Origin of the sequence: Haloarcula regularis, from assembly GCF_029338315.1 — an archaeon.
In the GTDB taxonomy this organism is placed as follows: Archaea; Halobacteriota; Halobacteria; order Halobacteriales; family Haloarculaceae; genus Haloarcula; species Haloarcula regularis.
The window spans coordinates 1692566-1710222 of sequence record NZ_CP119794.1 but is presented as its reverse complement, the minus strand read 5'-3'; the positions used below and the strand labels follow the sequence as shown (position 1 = coordinate 1710222).

The window sequence follows — 17657 nt, the reverse complement described above, 5'->3', positions numbered from 1 at the left end:
GTAATTCTGTGGCGATTTACAAGCCAGACACAATCTCGTTCGGGGTAAACAGCGAAACATCGCCCCGTTCTTTGGCCATCTCGCGCAGCCCCTCCGAGAAGCCGGATCGACAGAAACAGCAATAGTGATATTCGGTGTCGGTCTCGTTCGGCGGCGACCAATCCACCTGGGACGCACTCCGTTCGAGGTCTGTGAGGTCTCCTTCGTGCATCTCTCGTGCCGTGTACTTACATTCGCCAGCAACGAGTGTGCCGTCACTCCCGAGGCCAACGACATCCAGTTCGTGATGCTGGTGCCACCAGTAGCCAACCCCATGATACGTTTTGGGGATCAGTGACGGGAGTGCATTCTGGCAGACGAGTTCGAACATCGGACCCATATAGTCTGTGAACGATGGCTCGACGAGTTGGTCGTAGGCATCGGGGCCGAGTTGTGCGATGTTCCCGCCTTGGCCATAGACATAGCGGAACCAGAACCGAAACAATGGCTCGGTCAGTCGATAGCGACTCTTCCGTGTTGCGTTCGGATTTGCCGTCACCGGGATACCGCGCTCGACAAGTCTGAGTCGGCGGAGCTTCGAGAGATACGACCCCAGGGCGTTTGACTCTACGCCGACGAAATCCGCGATCTCGTTTGCCGCGCGCTTTCCCATCGCAATCGCTCGTAAGATAGAATAGTACGTCTGTGGCTCCTGGATTCCAAATTCCGTACGAAGAAGAAACTCGGGTTCGTTGTGGAGGACGCCGTGTTCTGAGAGGATGCGTGTGTGGATATTCTCCGCAAGGGAGCCATCACCAACGAGTGCCTGCAGATAGTACGGCGTCCCACCGAAGACGCCCCAAAACTGGATTATCTCGTCGGCGTTCGTCGTCGGATAGAGCGTGCGTGCATCTTCCAGCGACAATGGTGGGAGGTCGATGCTTGCGGTTCGGCGACCATACAGCGGACTCCCACCACTGAGGACTTTTTCTTCCATGATGCTGATCGAAGACCCGACGAGTACGAGCGTCAGCCCCGTCTCTTCGAGATGCATGTCCCAGACACGCTGGACTTTTGACGGAATCGAGCTGTCTGATTCGACGAGGTATGGGAACTCGTCGAGGACAACAACAGCGTCCTCACGGCCAAGTGCTCGCAAGAGCGCTTCCCAGTCACGTTGCACGTCATCAAGTAATGGAAACGTCTCGCTCGCCGTGTCGACGAAATCGGAGAGTTGCACCGCCGCGGTTTCTTCTGTTGCCTGCCAGTAGACTGCGTCAGTTCTGTCTTTAATCGCCTCACGGACAAGTGCGCTTTTGCCGAGTCGTCGTCGGCCGTAGATGACGACCAATTCGGCAGTCTCGCTCTCGAAACGCGACCGCAACAGGTCGAGTTCATCGTGACGGTTCACGAAACTGGGCCGCGACATACCGATACGTGGGTTGCCATCGGGATAATACTACCGATTATCTAAATCTCAGTTTTACTAATCTAGATTTTACTAATTCGAATGTTGCTAACCGATCGACAGCAGACAGTGGACGACGCCGACAGCCCATTTTTTATTGCCCCCTGACGGGTGCGGGGCCGTCAAATACGTGCCTCGAAGAACAAATGAGCAGCTCAAAACCCTACGCAACTGGCTTCGACGAAGATCCTGAGACCAACGTGCGCGGTGAGTGTCCGGAGTGTTCGGGCAACATCCAGACTGATGGTGGCGAACGGGCGTGTATGAACTGTGGCCTCGTCATCGACGGCCACGGACTCGCCTACGGCACTCGACCACGCTGGTTCGACGACGGCCCGGATACCCGACAGACGGGAGCACCGCTGACGCCAGCTCGACACGACCGTGGACTCTCAAGTGAGATTGGCCGCGGTAGCGATGCCCGAGGGCGGTCGCTTTCGAAGCGTAAGCGACGACACATCCGTCGCCTCCGTCGTGAACACAACCGGGCCAGATTCCGGTCGACCGCAGAGCAGAACCTCGCCCATGCCTGTGGGGATATCGCTCGAATCGTTGGAGCGCTGGACATGACGCACGGTGTCCGTGAATTCGCCAGTACGGTGTTCCGACGAGCACAGTCACAGGATCTCATCAAGGGTCGGTCACTGGAGGGATTCAGTGCGGCGAGTGTGTTCGCGACCTGTCGATGCCGCGGGCTTCCCCGATCGGTGACTGAGATTGCAGCCGTTGCACGGTGTGACGAGCAGACGGTTCTGAACTCTTATCGCGTCCTCAACGTCGAACTCGAACTCGAGGCGGCCATCCAGACTCCGCAGCACCTCCTGCCTCGACTCTGCTCGGAACTCGAGGTTGAGGACGTCGTTCGTCGGCGAGCACGCGAACTCACCGAGGTGGCTGAGACGGAAGGTGTCGCAAACGGACGACAACCCTCGGGCGTGGCTGCAGCAGCGATCTATCTCGCTGCACAGGAGTTCAACAGCCCATTGACGCAAACCGAACTGGCTGAGGCTGCAGACACCACGCCAGTGACGCTTCGCGAACGCATGTACGATATTCAGGAGGTCAGTCCGTGAGGTCACCTCGTCATCGCCTGGCTTGGAGGGGTGCGTGATGCTGAAACGCTGGTTTCGCTCTCGATGGATGCAGGGATCCGTCGTGTACGAATGTCGGTACTGTGGGACGACACTTCCGTCGAAACAGAGTGACTGTCCGTACTGTGGCCCTACTCGGATCATTACCTACGACGTATTATAACTAACCTGGAGGCCGGCGTTTCTCAATTCACCGCGCTTCTGTGAAGTGGGTAAGTATCCTGCTCGGTTGCTCGTTGATTGTTCTCGGCTTGTATAGTGACTCGTGAGTTGTTTGCATGGGAAAATCCCCAATTCTGGGGAAAATTATTATGTATGCCCACTCTACCTAAGAGTATGTCAGAAGCAACCTTGGACGGTCGCGGTCGCCTGACGCTCCCCAAAGAAATCAGGGAGCGATACGGTGAACACTATCATATTGTCCAGCTTCACGATGGCATCAAGTTGATTCCAATTGAGGAGGAGCCGCTTGAGGCCCTCCGTTCTGAGTTCGCCGATGTCGAAAAGACGGCCGAAGAGCTCAGGCAGGACGCACGCAACGAAGCATTGGATGAGGCTGGACGCTAAATGTACGCGGAGACAGACTTCCTTCTGGCACTCACCAAAGACGAAGACTGGCTCGGTGACGCTGCAGAGACAGTGTACCGCAAGCATCAGGACGAACTATGGACGTCTCAGTTCACACTCATTGAACTACTTCTGGTGGCATATCGTGAGGGCCTGGATACTGAACGCGTCATCACAAATGCCGCTGCCCTCTTGGAAGTACGCGGTGACGTGGATACCGTTGTAGCCGCTGCGACTTACGTCGAAGATAATGGATTTACACCATTCGATGCGCTTCACCTCGTTGAATCCGGTGGTGATACCATCGTTTCAAGCGATGAGTGCTACGAAGCGTTTGCTCCACGTCTTGACCTGAAGACGGTCAACGAGGAATGAGTCTGTTTTGTCAGACACTCTCTGTTCAGTACTGACCCGCCCAAGCACCTCCTCACTGTAAGTTGCTGGTTCTTGAACGTTGAGGACGTTTGTACTAAGAATACATCTGACGCACGATCCCACTACGTCACTCTTCGGGGAGTTTTTCACCAGCAGCGACGGCCTGACCGTGATCGGTTATCTGATAGGCAGGGGCCGAGTCGTGGCGCGTTGCTAACTCGTGGTCGACGAATACGCGACAGCGTTGAGCAATCCACTGCCTGCTGAATTCCGTATTCAATTCCAGGTTCTTCGGCGTGTGCCAGCCATCGTAGCGGGCGAGCTCGTCCAAGATATGAGGGTCCGCTGGAACAGCCCACTCAATCGCTGGGTACATACCCGATATATAGATTCAACTCTGTTAATCGTTGTGCTCAGCCCCTAGTTAGACAAATTATCGAGGTAATATTCGTATAGATACTATAACATCCGTACGAATGCTAAGACTTAAACGTCCCTTTCTCACTCAATAGAGTAGTAGTCACTCATCGCGGTCATCGGGTCACGACCGCACAGAGAGCGATTGCTGTCTCAATACATGCATCCGGACAGTCGCAACTCCGCCGATTCAGAACTGCAACAACCGACGCGCTCGACGGCCTTTGCTCGCCGAGTGAGTGCGTACGCACTCTCCGTACTCGCCTTCTCGACGCTCGCGGTCGATCCTGTCGCCGCCCAGACTGTGGGGGTGGCATTCTGTGAGTCAGCGATGGCAACCACGGTGAAAAATCTCTTTACCGTCATCCAGTTCGGTGGGCCGCTCATCGGCGGCGTGCTCGCACTGGGGCAACCGTTGCCATCCCGACGATTCGCCGTGCCGATATGAAGAAAGAACTCAAGGAAATCCGCAATCAGGGCGTCATCTGGGGTGTCATCGTCGCCCCGCTCGCGACGACCATCCTGCAGTTCATCCTGAACAACGTGGTCGCAGGTGGCACGAGTTGCGGGTTCTAAAGCGACGGAACCGCGTCTCAGTCTTGGTTGCACTGGCGGTCTCGCTCATCGTCGCCCCAGCGATCGCCAGCGCCCATCCGCCGAGCGAACCGGACCATGGCGTGAACGACACCGCGTTCGTGCCGCTCTGGTCGAACGACACTGACGACACTGTATTGGACGGGGACGCATCTCCAGATGGTGCAGTGCGAACGCTCGCGTCGGGAACGGATATCCCGGTCAACGACCCACCAGCCGTCGTTGCGCAGTGGAACCGTGGCGAACACGGCGAGTTTCCACAGACCAGCAGCGAGACGTCGACCGCACCGAGCCACGCGACCCTCGAACAGGGCCGATTCATTCGCGATGCACACGTGACCCTCCTCAGTGTCCAGCCCTCGACGGTCGTCCATACGTCGGCGACCGAGCGAACGCACTACGTCGCGCCATCCGGGACGGTACTGGGAGTCGTCGACTACAGAATCCGCACTCTCAGCGGGAGTCACTCGGCGAATCGAACGGTTTCCCATTCCATCACACGAACTCGAGTGAACCAGACGCGATTGCTCGTCGATGGTGACGTGGTCACAGACCAGACTCACACGCGGACGCCGCGCCTCGCCTACAGCGAGTTGGTGGCGAACAGTGAGCCGACGACGCTCACGCTGGAAGCGACGATAGACACCGAAATCCGGACCACTCGCCGGACTTGCACCGAGTACAACGCGACCCAGCGCTCCTGTCTCGTGTGGGATCGCCAGACGCGCTATCGGAGTGAATCCATTACGGTCACTGATTCGCTTGACGTCCAGCCCTACCAGTTGGCGGTCTCGGGCTACGTCGGTCGATACCCAGATGGCGATCTTGGACTCGTGGTCTACACGAGCGACCCGTGGGGTGGATACGACCGAACGGCGTCCCAAGGACAGGTCAACGGCGTCTGGCGCTTTTACACCGCTCGGGATCCGTCGTGGGATACGCTGATACAGCGAACCAGTGATGGGACTGACCGCAGTCACTCGCCAGTTCACCCACTCCAGGTCCACGCGTTCCCGATCGAAGTCGGACCAACAGCCACCCCCAAACCGGGTGTGACCATCCTCGATACCTTCGGTGAGGACCTCACTCCACCCTCGCTCCCTCAAAACGTCTCACTCGACGTCGTCGAGGAGCCCTATACAGGGAGCTACGGATTGGCAACGCGCTGGGAATCCTCGGGACCGAATTCCCTGGCACACGAGGATGCCGTCACGGCCCAGGGACTGGTCTACGGTATCGAAACGACGCGCTCGCTCGAGAGTTTTGCCCGCGTCCCGATACACGAGAGCAACCTCACGCTCTCGATTCAGAACCGCTCCGATGAGACAGTCCGGCTCCGTCTCACCCTCCGGAACGACGACACAGGTGGGCCGATCGACACGCGAGGCCGCGATGGCTACCTCCTCGTTGATGGCGAGCGTCTCGAGACGAACGCGACCGGGATTGCCACGCTCACAATTCCTGCGGAGAGCACTGGTGTGAGTGCTCGGTACGTCCCCGGGCAGTGGTGGCTGGATATCCCGGGCTATACCGGAGATAGCGACAGCATCTACGTTCGCAGTCCCGTCCTGGACCTGCTCTCGACGCTCTTTGTCTTCGCTGTTCCTGTCTCGCTGTTCTTACTCGCCGTCTTGCTCATCGACCGCATCACTGGCTGGCATCTCTGGCCACCATGGAGAACCCTATGACGAACGAAGACACCGATTCACCCTCACAGCAGACCGACGCACAGTCCTCACGACGACGGTTCCTCCGAACTACCGCACTCGGTGGAATCCTCGGACTCGCTGGCTGTCTCTCGACAGACAGTGGCACTGAAGAAGACGCTCCCACGGCCACAATGGGCGCTATCGAGCAGGTCGAGTTTGCAGGCGAGCATCTCGTCCTCACCGCGACCGAGGCGTTTAGCGGAACCGAGCTCCACGTCGTCGACCCAACGGAGACGGTCTGGGCGAAGACGCGCACTGAACACACGACCGGGAAGGCACGGATTCAGTTGCTGGACGTCGACGGCTATGATGACGACAACCACTATACTCCCGGACAATTCCGTTTTGTCTTCGAGCCGCGAGCCGAGGAACCGCATACCGAACTGGTAGACTTAGCCCCGGATGTTTCCATTCTTGAGGTCCGGCAACGAGACAGCGGTGCCCCTGGTAGTGCCGGGCAGATAGCAGTCAAGATGACCAATCGAGGGACTGCTCCAACATGGATCTCCGATATCAAATACGAAGGAGCACCTCACTATTCAGCAAATGGTGATTTTAGCGATAGTGATTTTCCGTTTCTCAGTGATCTCGAAAAACCAACAGAAGCCATCATACCTCCCAACACTGTCCGAGAGTACGTTGCGCAAAACTTCCCACTGAGATTCACCGACCGAGCTCACGACCAGTGTTCTCAGATCCAATTCACTATGGGCATCTCTGTCAAAACTCCCATCGAACACTCACCTGAGAATCGGATTAATGTGAAAACAGGTGGCGAGCCAATCGTGTCCAGCTCACTGGACAGATACGTTTGTTCAGATGTTGATCTAGAGCTAATCGGAATGAGTGACCAGTGATGCAGGCACTTGGCGATGTAATCACTTCATCCCTCTCGGACTGGCTCACGTCGCTATTAGATGCGGTTGCGGCTGATTTTGAAAAGGCTACAGAAGCGATCATTGGTGAGATTGTTAGTACCCCTGCACCCGATCGGGTCTTCGGTCCACCAACCAACGGTGCCTGGCCCCAAATTTACGAGTACTACTGGGAACAGCTCATCCCGATCGTACTCTTTCTCTACGGCGTCTCTGTCGGACTCGTCATTTTCCTCGAGTCGACGAGTCACCTGTTCTCCAGTTACCATAGAACGAAACTCAAGAAACGTGCGTTCTCAGGCTTGCTTGGAATCCTCGCGTGGTGGTGGATCGCCGCGTTGTCTCTGCAATTGGTCGATGGCTTTGCAGCCTTCCTCGTCCCCGATCTCTCGGATATCTCGCTCTTCGAGTCGTTATCTTTCGGGGCGATGGGATTGCTCGGGCTTCTGGTCTCGTACACCGTCGACCTCGTCCTGTTCATCCTCATCGGCCTCATCTACTTCACGCGGCAGGTGATGCTCTATCTCTTCGTCTTGCTGATGCCGATACTCATCGTCTTCTGGATTCCTGGCGTCGGTCCGTTCTCGCTCGTCTCGCGGTTCATGACTCGACTGGCCGGGTTTTACGCGCCGTTTCTGTTCATGACGATTCCGGTGGCGCTGCTCTTTCGACTCGGACAGATCATGGGGAGTAGTTTCACCTTCGACGTCAACGGCATCGCGCTGTGGTTCGTTGCGCTCATCATCCCGTTCGTCGCCGTCGTCGCGCCGCTGTTGATGTTCTGGCAGGCTGGCGCGATCTTCGTCTTCGGCGAGCGGGCGAGTCATCACGCATCGGCTCAGCGAGCACAGCAACGGTTTGCGACGACAGCCAAAGGCGCACAGACTGCAGCCCACGGGACGCAGAACTTCAGCAGAGGTGTCCGCGGCGAAGCCGCACGCAAACGCGACGGTCAGACCGTTCTCGGCTCTGGCGATTCCCGAGCGCACGCAGGCGGCCGTCGAGTGCGAGAGACGACGGTTTCCCTTCGGGACCGGCTGACTGCTGACAGCAGCGACACTGGCGCGTCTCAGAGCGGCACGGAAGCCAGTGGTGAGCGTCAGGATAAGCCTGCTGACAGTGACACCCGCGATAGCGACTTCTCAGCGATGCGGGACCGAAGTCGCGATTCCACATCGGACAGCGACACGGACCGTTCGGACGACGACCGGCCGTGGTACATCAACTGAACCCGACCGACACGATTCACACACTCACACTCCACATGTCACATCGAGACCCCGCAAAACGCATCCCGAAATTCCTCGGGACCGAGGCAACGCTCTTTGGAACCTATACCCTCTCAGACGCCGCGATCGGACTCTTTCCCGGGGTCGTAGTCGTCTTGCTCTTGCAGGTCGTCCTTCCCGACTCGCTCACTGTCGGCGGGTACGCCCTGCAGACGTTGACCCTCCCACTTGCCGGTGGCGCAATCGTCGTCGGTGCGGTGTTCGTCTATCTCACGCCGTCCTATACGACGAGCATCGACTGGATTACGACATACATGGGCTCGCTCAGAGCGCCCGATGAATACGACGTCGAGGCAGCGAAAGAACAGACGCAACTCGAGCGCCTCCATCCCGAACACGACGCTATCGAACGGACCGACGGCGCGTTTGTCGGGATGGTACAGGTCGACCCACCGAACATGGCGCTCGCGACGAGCGAGGAGTGGCAGGAACGCGCGGATGCCTTCGCGGACGTTCTGAACACGACTGTCGAATTTCCCGTCCAGCTCTACTCCACGACACAGGATTTCCCCGTCGAGGAGTATCTCGCTCACTACGATGACCGCCTCGACGATCCAGACGTGAAAGCGAATCCTCGGTTGGCGGGACTCATCGAGGCCTACACTGCGTGGTACGAAGACGAGGTCGACACTCGGCAGATGACCATCCGTGATCATTACGTCATCGTGGCCGTCACGCCCAGAGAAGTCCAGTTCGACAGCGAGAGTCTCCTGCAACAACTGGCCGGTGTACCCATCCTTGGACTCTTTATCACCGCGTGGTTTGCACCTCGGCTCTCCGACGAACGGCAGGCGATGTTCGACGAGCTCGACAGTCGATTACGACGCGTCGAGGGTGGTATCCGTGAGATCGATGGCTGTGATGTGAGGCGACTCGACGCCCACGAGGCGCTCGGCGTCGTCGGAAACTTCTGGACGAACGAGGGGTATCGAACGGAGACACTCGACCAGCTTGCCCGTCGAAGTCCGATCGTCAGTGGGGGCCGTCGATGATCGGGCGGTTGTTGGCGTCGCTCGGTTCGGGAACTCAACAACGCGGTGAGGACGAGAGTATTGAGACTGAGGCTGATTCAGACGACACGACTGCTGGTACTCGGCCAGTCGACGACGTTGGGGTCTCGTACACTCCTTCAACAAATGCGCTCCCCAACCTCGAAGACGTTCACTCCTCACTGGTGATGCCTTCGGGTATCGAGACGACGCCGACGAGCATCCGCGTCGGCGAAACGTGGGCACGTTCGCGGTGGATTGCCGAGTATCCAGAGACGCCGATGGATGGCTTTCTCGAACGGCTTTACGCCTCCCCGGAGACGCGAAAGACAGACATCTCGATCCACGTCGACCCGCGGGATACAGAACGGACGCTCGATTCACTCGAGAACCACATCGAGGAACTGGAGGCCGACGTCGAGTATCTCCAGGAGAAGCGCCGGGCCGGTGCTCGTGGGCTGCAGAAAGATCTGGATGACTATCGAGACCTCTACGACACCCTTCGGAATAGCTCGATGCAGGCCTTCGACGTTGCGACGTATCTCACCAGCAGAGCCGACGACCCGGACCACCTTTCGGGACGTGGGGTTCGGAAGACCGCCCGACAACCACCGACCAACCTTACGCCAGTGACGCCGCGCTGGCAGCAACTCCAGACGCTCATCTCGACGAGCCCCGTTGGCGACAATCGGCTGGAACAACCGCTATCGACGCGAACCCCGATGCTCGCCGGTGCCGTTGGAGCGATGTTCCCCTTTGTTTCCGGTGCGTTCGCCGAACCCGGTATCGAGTATGGCACCTACGCGTTGAACGAGAGCCCGATGATTCTGGATCGGTTTGCTCGCGAGACGGGCTACTGTACGATGGTCATCGGGAAGCTCGGTGCTGGCAAATCGTTCTCGACGAAACTCCAGTTGGTCCGGCGGGCGATGTACGATCCTGATACCGTTATCATCATGCTCGACCCTCTTCGTGGGTTCGCCGGCGTTAACGAAGCACTCGGCGGTGAGCGAGTGACCGTCGGCGGGACGCGTGGGTTCAACCCTTTGGAGTTGAAGGCCACTCCCTCGGACGTGCTTGCATCTGTTCCCGACCTTGACCCGTGGGCCGAACAGATCTCGTGGGTGATGTCCTTCTTCGAGACGTTCTTCGGCCACGTCGCGAACAATCCACTCGCCGGACGAAAGCAAACACTTCGACGCGCTGTCCAGGAGGCCTATGAGTGTATGGGCATCACGCGCGACCCGAGTACGCATTCGAATCCGTCACCGACGGTTCGTAACGTCATCGACGTGCTAGAGGAGTTACTGGAGCAGCCGGCGTCCTTTGGGTACGCAACACCCGGGGAGCAATCGAGCGTACAAGACGATGCCCAATCGCTCTTGAAGGACCTGCGACCATCCTTCCGTGAGGGTGGCGACCTGGCGAATCTCGCCAGACCGACGGAGTTCGATCTCGATTCGAGTGTGGTTTATTTGGACCTACACCAGGAAGAGGGCGCACGCGGGCGAAGCGAGACGAGTCTCATGATGCAGGTGCTATTCAACGCTGTCTACGAACGAGCGAAGCAGACCGAGAAACGGGTTATCTTCGCCATCGACGAGGCACACTATCTGATGGCCGATGCGACGTCGCTAGATTTCTTGGAGACGGCTGTTCGACATTCGCGACACTACGACCTCTCGCTTCACTTCATCACACAGACCGGCGGGGAGTTTGCGCTAACCCCAGAAGCACGGACGATCGCCAGTCTCTGTTCGATGACGCTCATTCATCGCGTGAACGAAGAGGCCGAGAAGTTAGCCGAGTGGTTCGACCTGAGTGAGCGAGAGGTGAACTGGGTCCGGACGGCGAAAGCCGGGAACTCGGAAGATGGGTACTCTGAGGCATTGCTGGGTATCGACGAAGAAGGGTGGTTTCCATTGCGGGTTCGGGCGAGTGGCTTTGAAGCCAAAGCGATCGACGGAACGTCTGGGTGAGATCGAGTTTTCTGGAAGGACGGCTCTGGTCAACTACCCCATACTTCGCTCACCCTGACGGGTTTGCTCGTTTCTTGAGGAAGGAGGCTCCACGCTATCCCTTCCGTTGGACTCCTCTGCAAATAATCATTATAAGGAGCAAGGAGAATACCCGCGCCTTTAGGCGCGGGATGAATCCGACAACCCCTCCACAATCCACCGCCGATAGCAACCCGGATATTCCACCGTCCTCAAACCGAATCTTTACAAGAGACGCAAGTATAAGCGATTATACAGACGTTCAGAATGCTGGAAGTCCACCGCACCCATCGAGCGAAAATCCTCAACCACGGACAGGTAGAGGACTCACTCGACCGGCACGGATGGTCTGCCAGTAAACTCTGGAACGTCGCCAACTACCACTCCCGACAAGTGTGGGAGGACACGGGCGAGATTCCCGACCACGGAGACCTCAAAGACGAGTTGAAAGGTCACACCAAATACAAGGGACTACACAGTCAGTCCAGTCAGCGCGTTCTGGAGGAACTCGCTGAAGCCTTCAACTCGTGGTACGGCAAGAGGAAGTCCGACAGTCGAGCGAAACCACCCGGCTACCGCAAGAAAAACTACTACGACAACCACGGCAACCGCGTTCACGAAGAACACCCCGCAGTACGGTGACGTGGAAGCAGAACGGAATCAAACACGACACGAAGAACAACCGCGTCCGTCTGTCGAAAGGTGCGAACCACAAGGAACACCCAAAGGCGTGGGAATACATCCTCATCGAGTACGAAACTCATCCCGGCGTCACCGTCGAGAACCTTCAACAGGTCAGAGCCGTCTACGACAAAGCGAAAGAGCGGTGGGAACTCCACCTCGTCTGTAAGGACGAAATCGAGACTCCCGACGCACCCGGCAATGAAACGGCGGGTATCGACCTCGGTATCTGCAACTTCGCGGCAGTCGCGTATAGTACCGAGCAAGCCGACCTGTACCCCGGAAACCGCCTGATGCAGGATGGTTACTACTTTCCGAAAGAAATCGCCAAGTGCGATGACTCCGGTGGTGAACGGGCCACTCGGTTGCACAAGAAGTGGTCGGAACGCCGCACCCACTTCTTCCACAGCCTCGCTAAACACATCGTAGAGAGGTGTGTTGAGCAAGAGGTTGGGCGTATCAACGTCGGCAAACTCGCAGGTGTTCGAGAGGACGATAATGGCGACTCGAAGAATTGGGGTCGGCACGGAAACCTCGACCTGCACGGGTGGGCGTTCGACCGCTTCACCGGTATCCTCACGTACAAGGCGAAAGTCGAGGGCATCGAAGTCGTAGAAGTTTCAGAGCGCGACACGAGCAAGACGTGTTGCGTCTGCGGTAGGAAAGACGACAATCAGCGTGTTGAGCGTGGTCTGTACGTGTGCGAGGAACACGACGATGCGTTCAACGCTGACGTGAACGGGGCGGAGAACATCCGTCTCGACATCAACAACGAAAGTAACTCCGAGTCTTCGGCCAGTTTGGACGAAGATAGGAGTACCGGCTGGTTGGCACAGCCCGGAGTCTACCTGTATGACTTGTCCAGCGGATTCCAACCGCAGGCACAAGTGGTGGACTGCAAACCTTAATATCCCAACTGCGGTCGGGATTCCTCCGCCTTCAGGCGGAGGAGGATGTCAATCGGTCGGCGTTGAATATCCAGTCGTGGCTGCGTGCGTGGGATGTTCCTTGCTGTGGCTCTACTCAGATACGTCGAAGAATTGGCAATATACAGAACTTCGATATAGAATGAACTACCCCAATCTATATTGATGCACAGCGTGAATGATAACGTATGACCGAAGGCGAATCGAACTCCAGGGATCTAATGGAGCGTCAGACCACCGGTGAAGACCGCGTGCGGATGACCGCCCGGCAGCTGTCGGAGCCGCGGACGGCCAACTGGATCGCCTCCGAAGCAGGCTGGTCACACGAGCCGACCAAACGGGTCCTCGAACGGTTAGTCGACGATGGCATCCTCCATTGTGACGAAAGTGGTACTCACACGACGTACTACCCCGATTATCGTCGTCAGGCTATGCAAGAGGCGATGCGCCTCCGGGACAGCGGACACACTGTCGAGGAGCTCACGGACCGTCTCGCCGATATGAAGGGGCAGATCCGCAACTGGGAGGGCGAATTCGACGTCGAGTCGCCGAACCAACTTCGCGGGACCCTCACTGAAGAGGGTCTCAATGCCGACGAAGAGGACCGTCGCCGTGAGATCGCCCGTGAGTGGGAACATCTTCACCGGCGCATCGAAATCGTCGGCTTCGCCATCCGCGAATGGGACTTCCTCACTCCGACAACAGATCCCGCCGAGGCCAGTAGCTGACGGATGTCGGTCCCGCATCCCGGTGGTGACCCGAACGCAAACCTCTACGCCCAGCTGAAGCGAGACGTCCTCGACCGTGTGCCACAGATTACGACGGTCGAGTTCGTTCCTGATGACATCGAGGCCAAGCAGCTGCGGGCACGTTTTGATCCAGCCCGTCTCGATCCTCCGACAGGGCCTGAGTCGCCGGAACTGTCCATCAAGTGGTATCGACAGGATCCACATGATTGGATCCGTATCAATTACACCGACCCGAACACGGGATTTCACGCTGGCTGGCATCAGGACGAGGACCATCCCGATCTGGGACGAACGCATTTCCAGTACTCCGCCGTCAACGACCAGGACCGATGGGGTTTCACGTTTGAACACGAGACTCCGTCGCTGATCCTCTGGGAGATTGTCGAAACACTCCTCGAGGATGTCCGTCCGAATATACAGTCCGCGAACGAGGACTCATGACACACAGAGAACGCGCCAATCAATCACTTGCGAGTTCGTTCGAGCGGTATCTCCAGGACAAGGGCAGGGATCGCGGGGACGAGTGCAGAAACTATCGTCGGACGCTGCTCGCGAGCTCGAACGATTTACGGAGTGGGCCGCTGGCGAACGGGGCGACGACTGGACCAGCATCGTTCCCGAGAGTGTCGACCGTGAATCGATTTTTGGAGACCCCGAGGCACTCGACCTGCTCCGCCTGCAGACGTGCTGCACCAACACCGGCGCCACTTGCTCGGAAGCATCGAAGCGCTTGTATACAATGAATACGATGTAAACAGTATGGGAACGATCTCGACTCGCGTGCCCGACGAGTTGGAAGCCGAACTCGAGGCGTATCTCGAGACCGAGACACTCGACCGGAGCACGGCCGTTCGGAAGCTTCTCTCCGAGGGACTTGAGCAGTGGCGTCGCGAACAGGCACTCGAGCAACTCGCAGCAGGCACCGTTACGTTTAGTAAGGCGGCTGCGCTGGCAGGGATGTCGGTCTGGGACTTCGCACAGCTCGCCAAAGAACGTGATATCACGTGGGTTGGGGACACCCATCTCGACGCAGATCTCGAGGACCTGTGAATGTGGGTCTTCGACGCCACGCCACTCATTTACCTCGCAAAAGTCGATCAACTCGCGATCGTTGAGAACCTTGATGCCTCGTGTGTCATCCCTGAGCGCGTCTATATTGAGCTCGTCGAAACCGGTCTCGACCAGGGATATCCGGACGCCCGCCGCATTGAGCGGAGCGTCGACGCCAACCGGTTCGATATCGTTACGGTCGAGCCCACGTCCTTGCTGTCGCGCCTCCAGACCAATGATACACTCAGCGACGCCGATGTCGCTGTCCTCGCCTGCGCGGCGGCACATGATAGCGTGGCCGTGATGGATGAGACGTACGGCCGCGATGTCGCAGCGGCAGAGGGAATCACTACTCGAGGGACGGCATATTTTGTGCTAAAACTCGCCAGTGAGGGGCCGATCAGTGTTGACGACGCCCGAACCGTGATTGATGCGATGATCGACGAAGGCTGGTACTGCGCCCCAGATGTGTACGCGAAGATTGTCCAGAAACTCGAATCGCTGGCGGAGTGATGTTTGTATTGACGGCTCTTCAACGACACGCTGACTCGTCTGTCGTCACACCTGTTGTGACGCGCCGTGGATAGGGAAGACCGCTCAACTCGATCGGACAGGCGCTTGGACCAGCGACGATTGGTGGGCCGCCAGAAACAACGATTATAGAGATTAGGCGAGAAAATCCACGACTGCAGTCGTGGGATGAATCGCCGCACGGTTCGCAACCACTGAAACCGCAACAGTTGAGTGCCCACACGTCGTTTCTGTGGTTGTCGTTGCGACGGTCTCCCGTCGTGATTGACCGTCCGAAAACTGGCAGTTGACTTGGTGTTTGCCTCATCAAAACGTAAGCCTTCGGACGACCAGACCGACGTTAAACAACCAGATAACTCGGAGTCCTTCACGGGATACGAGTAACGGGGGGCGTGGCACTCCCATCGGCGTGTCGGGTCGTAAACGTAAGTTCCCAAACCAGCGCGTTGCAGTGCGGGCGTGGGAAGCCCACGAGTTTACTCGTAGGAGGATGTCACCTCGAGCACCGATTGCTTCGGGATCCAGCGATTGTAACGCAAGCACTGGCAGCATCAGAGCTGTAGCGACTGACTAGAGCATTGTTTCACTCGGTGCATGGTGTGTGGGTGGGTGTTACTCCAGTTGCTCGAGCTCTCCACGTCGTTCGCAGTGCATTATCCCACCGGCGAACCGCCGTAGTTTGGCCACGAGTTCGTCCTCAGTCTCGTAGGACTCGACGCGCAAATCCCACCTGACTGATGCCGACCGGATCATCGCACTCGTCACGTCGTCCTCGTGGACAAAAACCAACCGATCACCGTGTACATCGGCGATATTCTCCAGGATGCTGCCGGCTTCTTCCCCGACGCCGAAGTTGTGGCCGAGGAACGGCACGATGAACGCGGTCGCGTTGCTACATCGGGCGTATTCGATACTCTGGGTCATCGCATCGACGTCGTCAGTATCGATGTCGACGTCGAGCGCGAGAAACGCATTCACACCCGGATCTGTTCTGAGTGCTCCTTGGACGCGTCGCAAGAGTGCCTGCGCCGCGTTGATGTCATCCTTATTCCGAAAGAGCCGGCGTAAGGGGCCCGGGAGATTGTCAATCTCGATATCGCGGCGTTCCTCCTCGCTGAGGACGTAATTGAGGTTGAACGATTTGTACGGCCCCATCAAATAAAAGAGAAACGGTCGTATGTCACACGCCCGAGCCGGTCAGCGATCAGTTCACGTGTTATCTCGACGGCCATAGCCCTCCTATCCAGTGAGTATATATAAAAAGCGGTGTTTTTAAGAATTCTTGGCTTGACAACGACTAAGCGTTTCCAGCTCGTACCTTGACGTACGATGTCGACGGATCAAACGCGGACGGTTCGCGGCGATGCCCCGGACGACCCGGCAGACCTGCTGCCCGAGGAGAGTGTCCTCAGTCTCGACGAGTACCTCAATATGCACGCCGCTGTCGGCCACCGCACCCGCTACGAGATTCTCTATCGGCTCGTCCACAGCGGTGAAATGAGTCCGAAGGAACTTGAGGATGCACTCGATATCGACGACAGTACGCTCCACTATCACCTCAACAAACTCGTCGACGTTGGCCTCGTCGAGAAGCGCCAGCGCACGGAACGCGGACAGGACGGGCTATACACATATTACCGGGCGACCGTGTTTGGCGAAGTGACGCTCACCGACGGCGTCGACGAGCTAATCCGCGGTGAACAGGCGTTCGAAGCAATGTACGACAGTTCGAGCGGGTAATCAGGCTACGACCGCCGCGCATAGACGATTCGACCGGACTCCGCAGTTTGTCTCCGCGTCATTGAGAAGAACCAGTATGTTGACTGCCGTCTCCGAGCGAGCAAAGCAGACGGAGAAACGCGTCATCTTCGCGATCGACGAGGCACACTATCTGATGGCTGATACGACGTCGCTCGATTTCCTCGAGACGGCTGTTCGACATTCGCGACACTACGACCTCTCGCTTCACTTCATCACACAGACCGGCGGGGAGTTTGCCCTGACGCCGGGAGGCCCGGACGATCGCCAGTCTCTGTTCGATGACCCTGATTCATCGCGTGAACGAAGAGGCCGAGAAGTTAGCCGAGTGGTTCGACCTGAGCGAGCGAGAGGTGAACTGGGTCCGGACGGCAAAAGCTGGAAACACAGAAGATGGGCACTCTGAGGCGTTGTTGGGTATCGACGAAGAAGGGTGGTTCCCGCTCCGAGTTCGTGCGAGTGGGTTCGAGGCTGATGCGATTGGTGGCACGTCTGACTAAGCCAGCCACTTTGACAAGGGTGCACTTGAAGTGTGGTATCTCAACACTGTGCTCTGAAGATGGGCTGATTGGGATTGTTCTTGTGAGTTAGAATCGAATAGGCCACTATTCA

Annotated in this window: 17 protein-coding genes and 4 pseudogenes; 18 read left to right on the top strand and 3 right to left on the bottom strand. The window is 57.6% G+C overall.

The window, feature by feature from the left end:
• Positions 1 to 16 precede the first annotated feature (16 nt).
• Positions 17 to 1408, bottom strand: a complete 1392-nt coding sequence (locus P1N55_RS09295; RefSeq protein ID WP_276278617.1) for an ATP-binding protein — start codon at positions 1406 to 1408, stop codon at positions 17 to 19.
• Positions 1409 to 1593: 185 nt separating this feature from the next.
• Between P1N55_RS09295 and P1N55_RS09290 the strand changes: the two genes are divergently transcribed.
• The 3 genes from P1N55_RS09290 to P1N55_RS09280 all read left to right on the top strand — a co-directional run bounded on the left by P1N55_RS09290 (position 1594) and on the right by P1N55_RS09280 (position 3480).
• Positions 1594 to 2520 carry a transcription initiation factor IIB gene (locus tag P1N55_RS09290; RefSeq protein ID WP_276278616.1) on the top strand — a complete coding sequence of 309 codons (927 nt, stop codon included), beginning with the start codon at positions 1594 to 1596 and terminating at the stop codon, positions 2518 to 2520.
• Between the two features lie 354 nt (positions 2521 to 2874).
• Positions 2875 to 3105 (top strand): AbrB/MazE/SpoVT family DNA-binding domain-containing protein, encoded by a 231-nt coding sequence (locus tag P1N55_RS09285; protein ID WP_276278615.1) that lies wholly within the window; start codon positions 2875 to 2877, stop codon positions 3103 to 3105.
• Positions 3106 to 3480: a PIN domain-containing protein gene (locus P1N55_RS09280; protein WP_276278614.1), complete on the top strand. Its 375-nt coding sequence runs from the start codon at positions 3106 to 3108 to the stop codon at positions 3478 to 3480. It abuts the gene before it with no gap.
• Between the two features lie 127 nt (positions 3481 to 3607).
• On the opposite strand, the gene P1N55_RS09275 is transcribed toward P1N55_RS09280, so the two are convergent.
• Positions 3608 to 3856 carry a hypothetical protein gene (locus P1N55_RS09275; protein WP_276278613.1) on the bottom strand — a complete coding sequence of 83 codons (249 nt, stop codon included), beginning with the start codon at positions 3854 to 3856 and terminating at the stop codon, positions 3608 to 3610.
• Positions 3857 to 4132: 276 nt separating this feature from the next.
• Here P1N55_RS09275 and P1N55_RS09270 point away from each other — a divergent pair, with 276 nt between their 5' ends.
• The 13 genes and pseudogenes from P1N55_RS09270 (at position 4133) to P1N55_RS09210 (ending at position 15269) form a co-directional block, all read left to right on the top strand.
• Entirely contained in the window at positions 4133 to 4345 is a 213-nt protein-coding gene (locus P1N55_RS09270; protein WP_276278612.1) for a hypothetical protein, read from the top strand.
• On the top strand, positions 4342 to 4473 hold the full coding sequence (locus tag P1N55_RS09265) for a hypothetical protein (protein WP_276278611.1): 132 nt from the start codon (positions 4342 to 4344) through the stop codon (positions 4471 to 4473). The genes P1N55_RS09270 and P1N55_RS09265 overlap by 4 nt, the downstream gene beginning before the upstream one ends.
• Before the next feature lie 527 nt (positions 4474 to 5000).
• Positions 5001 to 6179 carry a hypothetical protein gene (locus tag P1N55_RS09260; protein WP_276278610.1) on the top strand — a complete coding sequence of 393 codons (1179 nt, stop codon included), beginning with the start codon at positions 5001 to 5003 and terminating at the stop codon, positions 6177 to 6179.
• Entirely contained in the window at positions 6176 to 7057 is an 882-nt protein-coding gene (locus P1N55_RS09255) for a hypothetical protein (protein ID WP_276278609.1), read from the top strand. Before P1N55_RS09260 ends, P1N55_RS09255 begins: the two co-directional genes overlap by 4 nt.
• Positions 7057 to 8304, top strand: a complete 1248-nt coding sequence (locus P1N55_RS09250; protein WP_276278700.1) for a hypothetical protein — start codon at positions 7057 to 7059, stop codon at positions 8302 to 8304. The genes P1N55_RS09255 and P1N55_RS09250 overlap by 1 nt, the downstream gene beginning before the upstream one ends.
• Positions 8289 to 9356: a hypothetical protein gene (locus P1N55_RS09245; protein WP_276278608.1), complete on the top strand. Its 1068-nt coding sequence runs from the start codon at positions 8289 to 8291 to the stop codon at positions 9354 to 9356. The genes P1N55_RS09250 and P1N55_RS09245 overlap by 16 nt, the downstream gene beginning before the upstream one ends.
• Complete coding sequence (locus tag P1N55_RS09240) at positions 9353 to 11332, top strand: VirB4 family type IV secretion system protein (protein WP_276278607.1); 1980 nt, start codon at positions 9353 to 9355, stop codon at positions 11330 to 11332. Before P1N55_RS09245 ends, P1N55_RS09240 begins: the two co-directional genes overlap by 4 nt.
• Positions 11333 to 11617: 285 nt before the next feature.
• A pseudogene (locus tag P1N55_RS09235) lies at positions 11618 to 12939 on the top strand (RNA-guided endonuclease InsQ/TnpB family protein).
• A gap of 206 nt (positions 12940 to 13145) precedes the next feature.
• Positions 13146 to 13685: a DUF7342 family protein gene (locus P1N55_RS09230; RefSeq protein WP_276278606.1), complete on the top strand. Its 540-nt coding sequence runs from the start codon at positions 13146 to 13148 to the stop codon at positions 13683 to 13685.
• Positions 13686 to 13688: 3 nt separating this feature from the next.
• A complete protein-coding gene (locus P1N55_RS09225) occupies positions 13689 to 14147 on the top strand; it encodes a hypothetical protein (RefSeq protein ID WP_276278605.1) in 459 nt (152 codons plus the stop codon).
• A pseudogene (locus tag P1N55_RS09220) lies at positions 14144 to 14358 on the top strand (site-specific integrase); the annotation flags it as partial. The gene P1N55_RS09225 and the pseudogene P1N55_RS09220, both read left to right, overlap by 4 nt.
• Before the next feature lie 107 nt (positions 14359 to 14465).
• On the top strand, positions 14466 to 14756 hold the full coding sequence (locus P1N55_RS09215) for a UPF0175 family protein (RefSeq protein ID WP_276278604.1): 291 nt from the start codon (positions 14466 to 14468) through the stop codon (positions 14754 to 14756).
• A complete protein-coding gene (locus tag P1N55_RS09210) occupies positions 14757 to 15269 on the top strand; it encodes a DUF3368 domain-containing protein (RefSeq protein ID WP_276278603.1) in 513 nt (170 codons plus the stop codon).
• A gap of 630 nt (positions 15270 to 15899) precedes the next feature.
• On the opposite strand, the pseudogene P1N55_RS09205 reads toward P1N55_RS09210, so the two are convergent.
• A pseudogene (locus P1N55_RS09205) lies at positions 15900 to 16519 on the bottom strand (DUF7509 family protein).
• Positions 16520 to 16616: 97 nt separating this feature from the next.
• Here P1N55_RS09205 and P1N55_RS09200 point away from each other — a divergent pair.
• Both P1N55_RS09200 and P1N55_RS09195 read left to right on the top strand, forming a co-directional pair.
• Entirely contained in the window at positions 16617 to 17027 is a 411-nt protein-coding gene (locus P1N55_RS09200) for an ArsR/SmtB family transcription factor (RefSeq protein ID WP_276278601.1), read from the top strand.
• An 85-nt stretch (positions 17028 to 17112) separates the two neighbouring features.
• A pseudogene (locus P1N55_RS09195) lies at positions 17113 to 17545 on the top strand (VirB4 family type IV secretion system protein); the annotation flags it as partial.
• Positions 17546 to 17657: the final 112 nt, after the last annotated feature.

Coding starts and splice junctions, on each gene's coding strand:
- P1N55_RS09295 (WP_276278617.1), bottom strand. CDS start 1,408: ATGTCGCGGCCCAGTTTCGTGAACCGTCACGATGAACTCGACCTGTTG.
- P1N55_RS09290 (WP_276278616.1), top strand. CDS start 1,594: ATGAGCAGCTCAAAACCCTACGCAACTGGCTTCGACGAAGATCCTGAG.
- P1N55_RS09285 (WP_276278615.1), top strand. CDS start 2,875: ATGTCAGAAGCAACCTTGGACGGTCGCGGTCGCCTGACGCTCCCCAAA.
- P1N55_RS09280 (WP_276278614.1), top strand. CDS start 3,106: ATGTACGCGGAGACAGACTTCCTTCTGGCACTCACCAAAGACGAAGAC.
- P1N55_RS09275 (WP_276278613.1), bottom strand. CDS start 3,856: ATGTACCCAGCGATTGAGTGGGCTGTTCCAGCGGACCCTCATATCTTG.
- P1N55_RS09265 (WP_276278611.1), top strand. CDS start 4,342: ATGAAGAAAGAACTCAAGGAAATCCGCAATCAGGGCGTCATCTGGGGT.
- P1N55_RS09255 (WP_276278609.1), top strand. CDS start 6,176: ATGACGAACGAAGACACCGATTCACCCTCACAGCAGACCGACGCACAG.
- P1N55_RS09250 (WP_276278700.1), top strand. CDS start 7,057: ATGCAGGCACTTGGCGATGTAATCACTTCATCCCTCTCGGACTGGCTC.
- P1N55_RS09240 (WP_276278607.1), top strand. CDS start 9,353: ATGATCGGGCGGTTGTTGGCGTCGCTCGGTTCGGGAACTCAACAACGC.
- P1N55_RS09230 (WP_276278606.1), top strand. CDS start 13,146: ATGACCGAAGGCGAATCGAACTCCAGGGATCTAATGGAGCGTCAGACC.
- P1N55_RS09225 (WP_276278605.1), top strand. CDS start 13,689: ATGTCGGTCCCGCATCCCGGTGGTGACCCGAACGCAAACCTCTACGCC.
- P1N55_RS09215 (WP_276278604.1), top strand. CDS start 14,466: ATGGGAACGATCTCGACTCGCGTGCCCGACGAGTTGGAAGCCGAACTC.
- P1N55_RS09210 (WP_276278603.1), top strand. CDS start 14,757: ATGTGGGTCTTCGACGCCACGCCACTCATTTACCTCGCAAAAGTCGAT.
- P1N55_RS09200 (WP_276278601.1), top strand. CDS start 16,617: ATGTCGACGGATCAAACGCGGACGGTTCGCGGCGATGCCCCGGACGAC.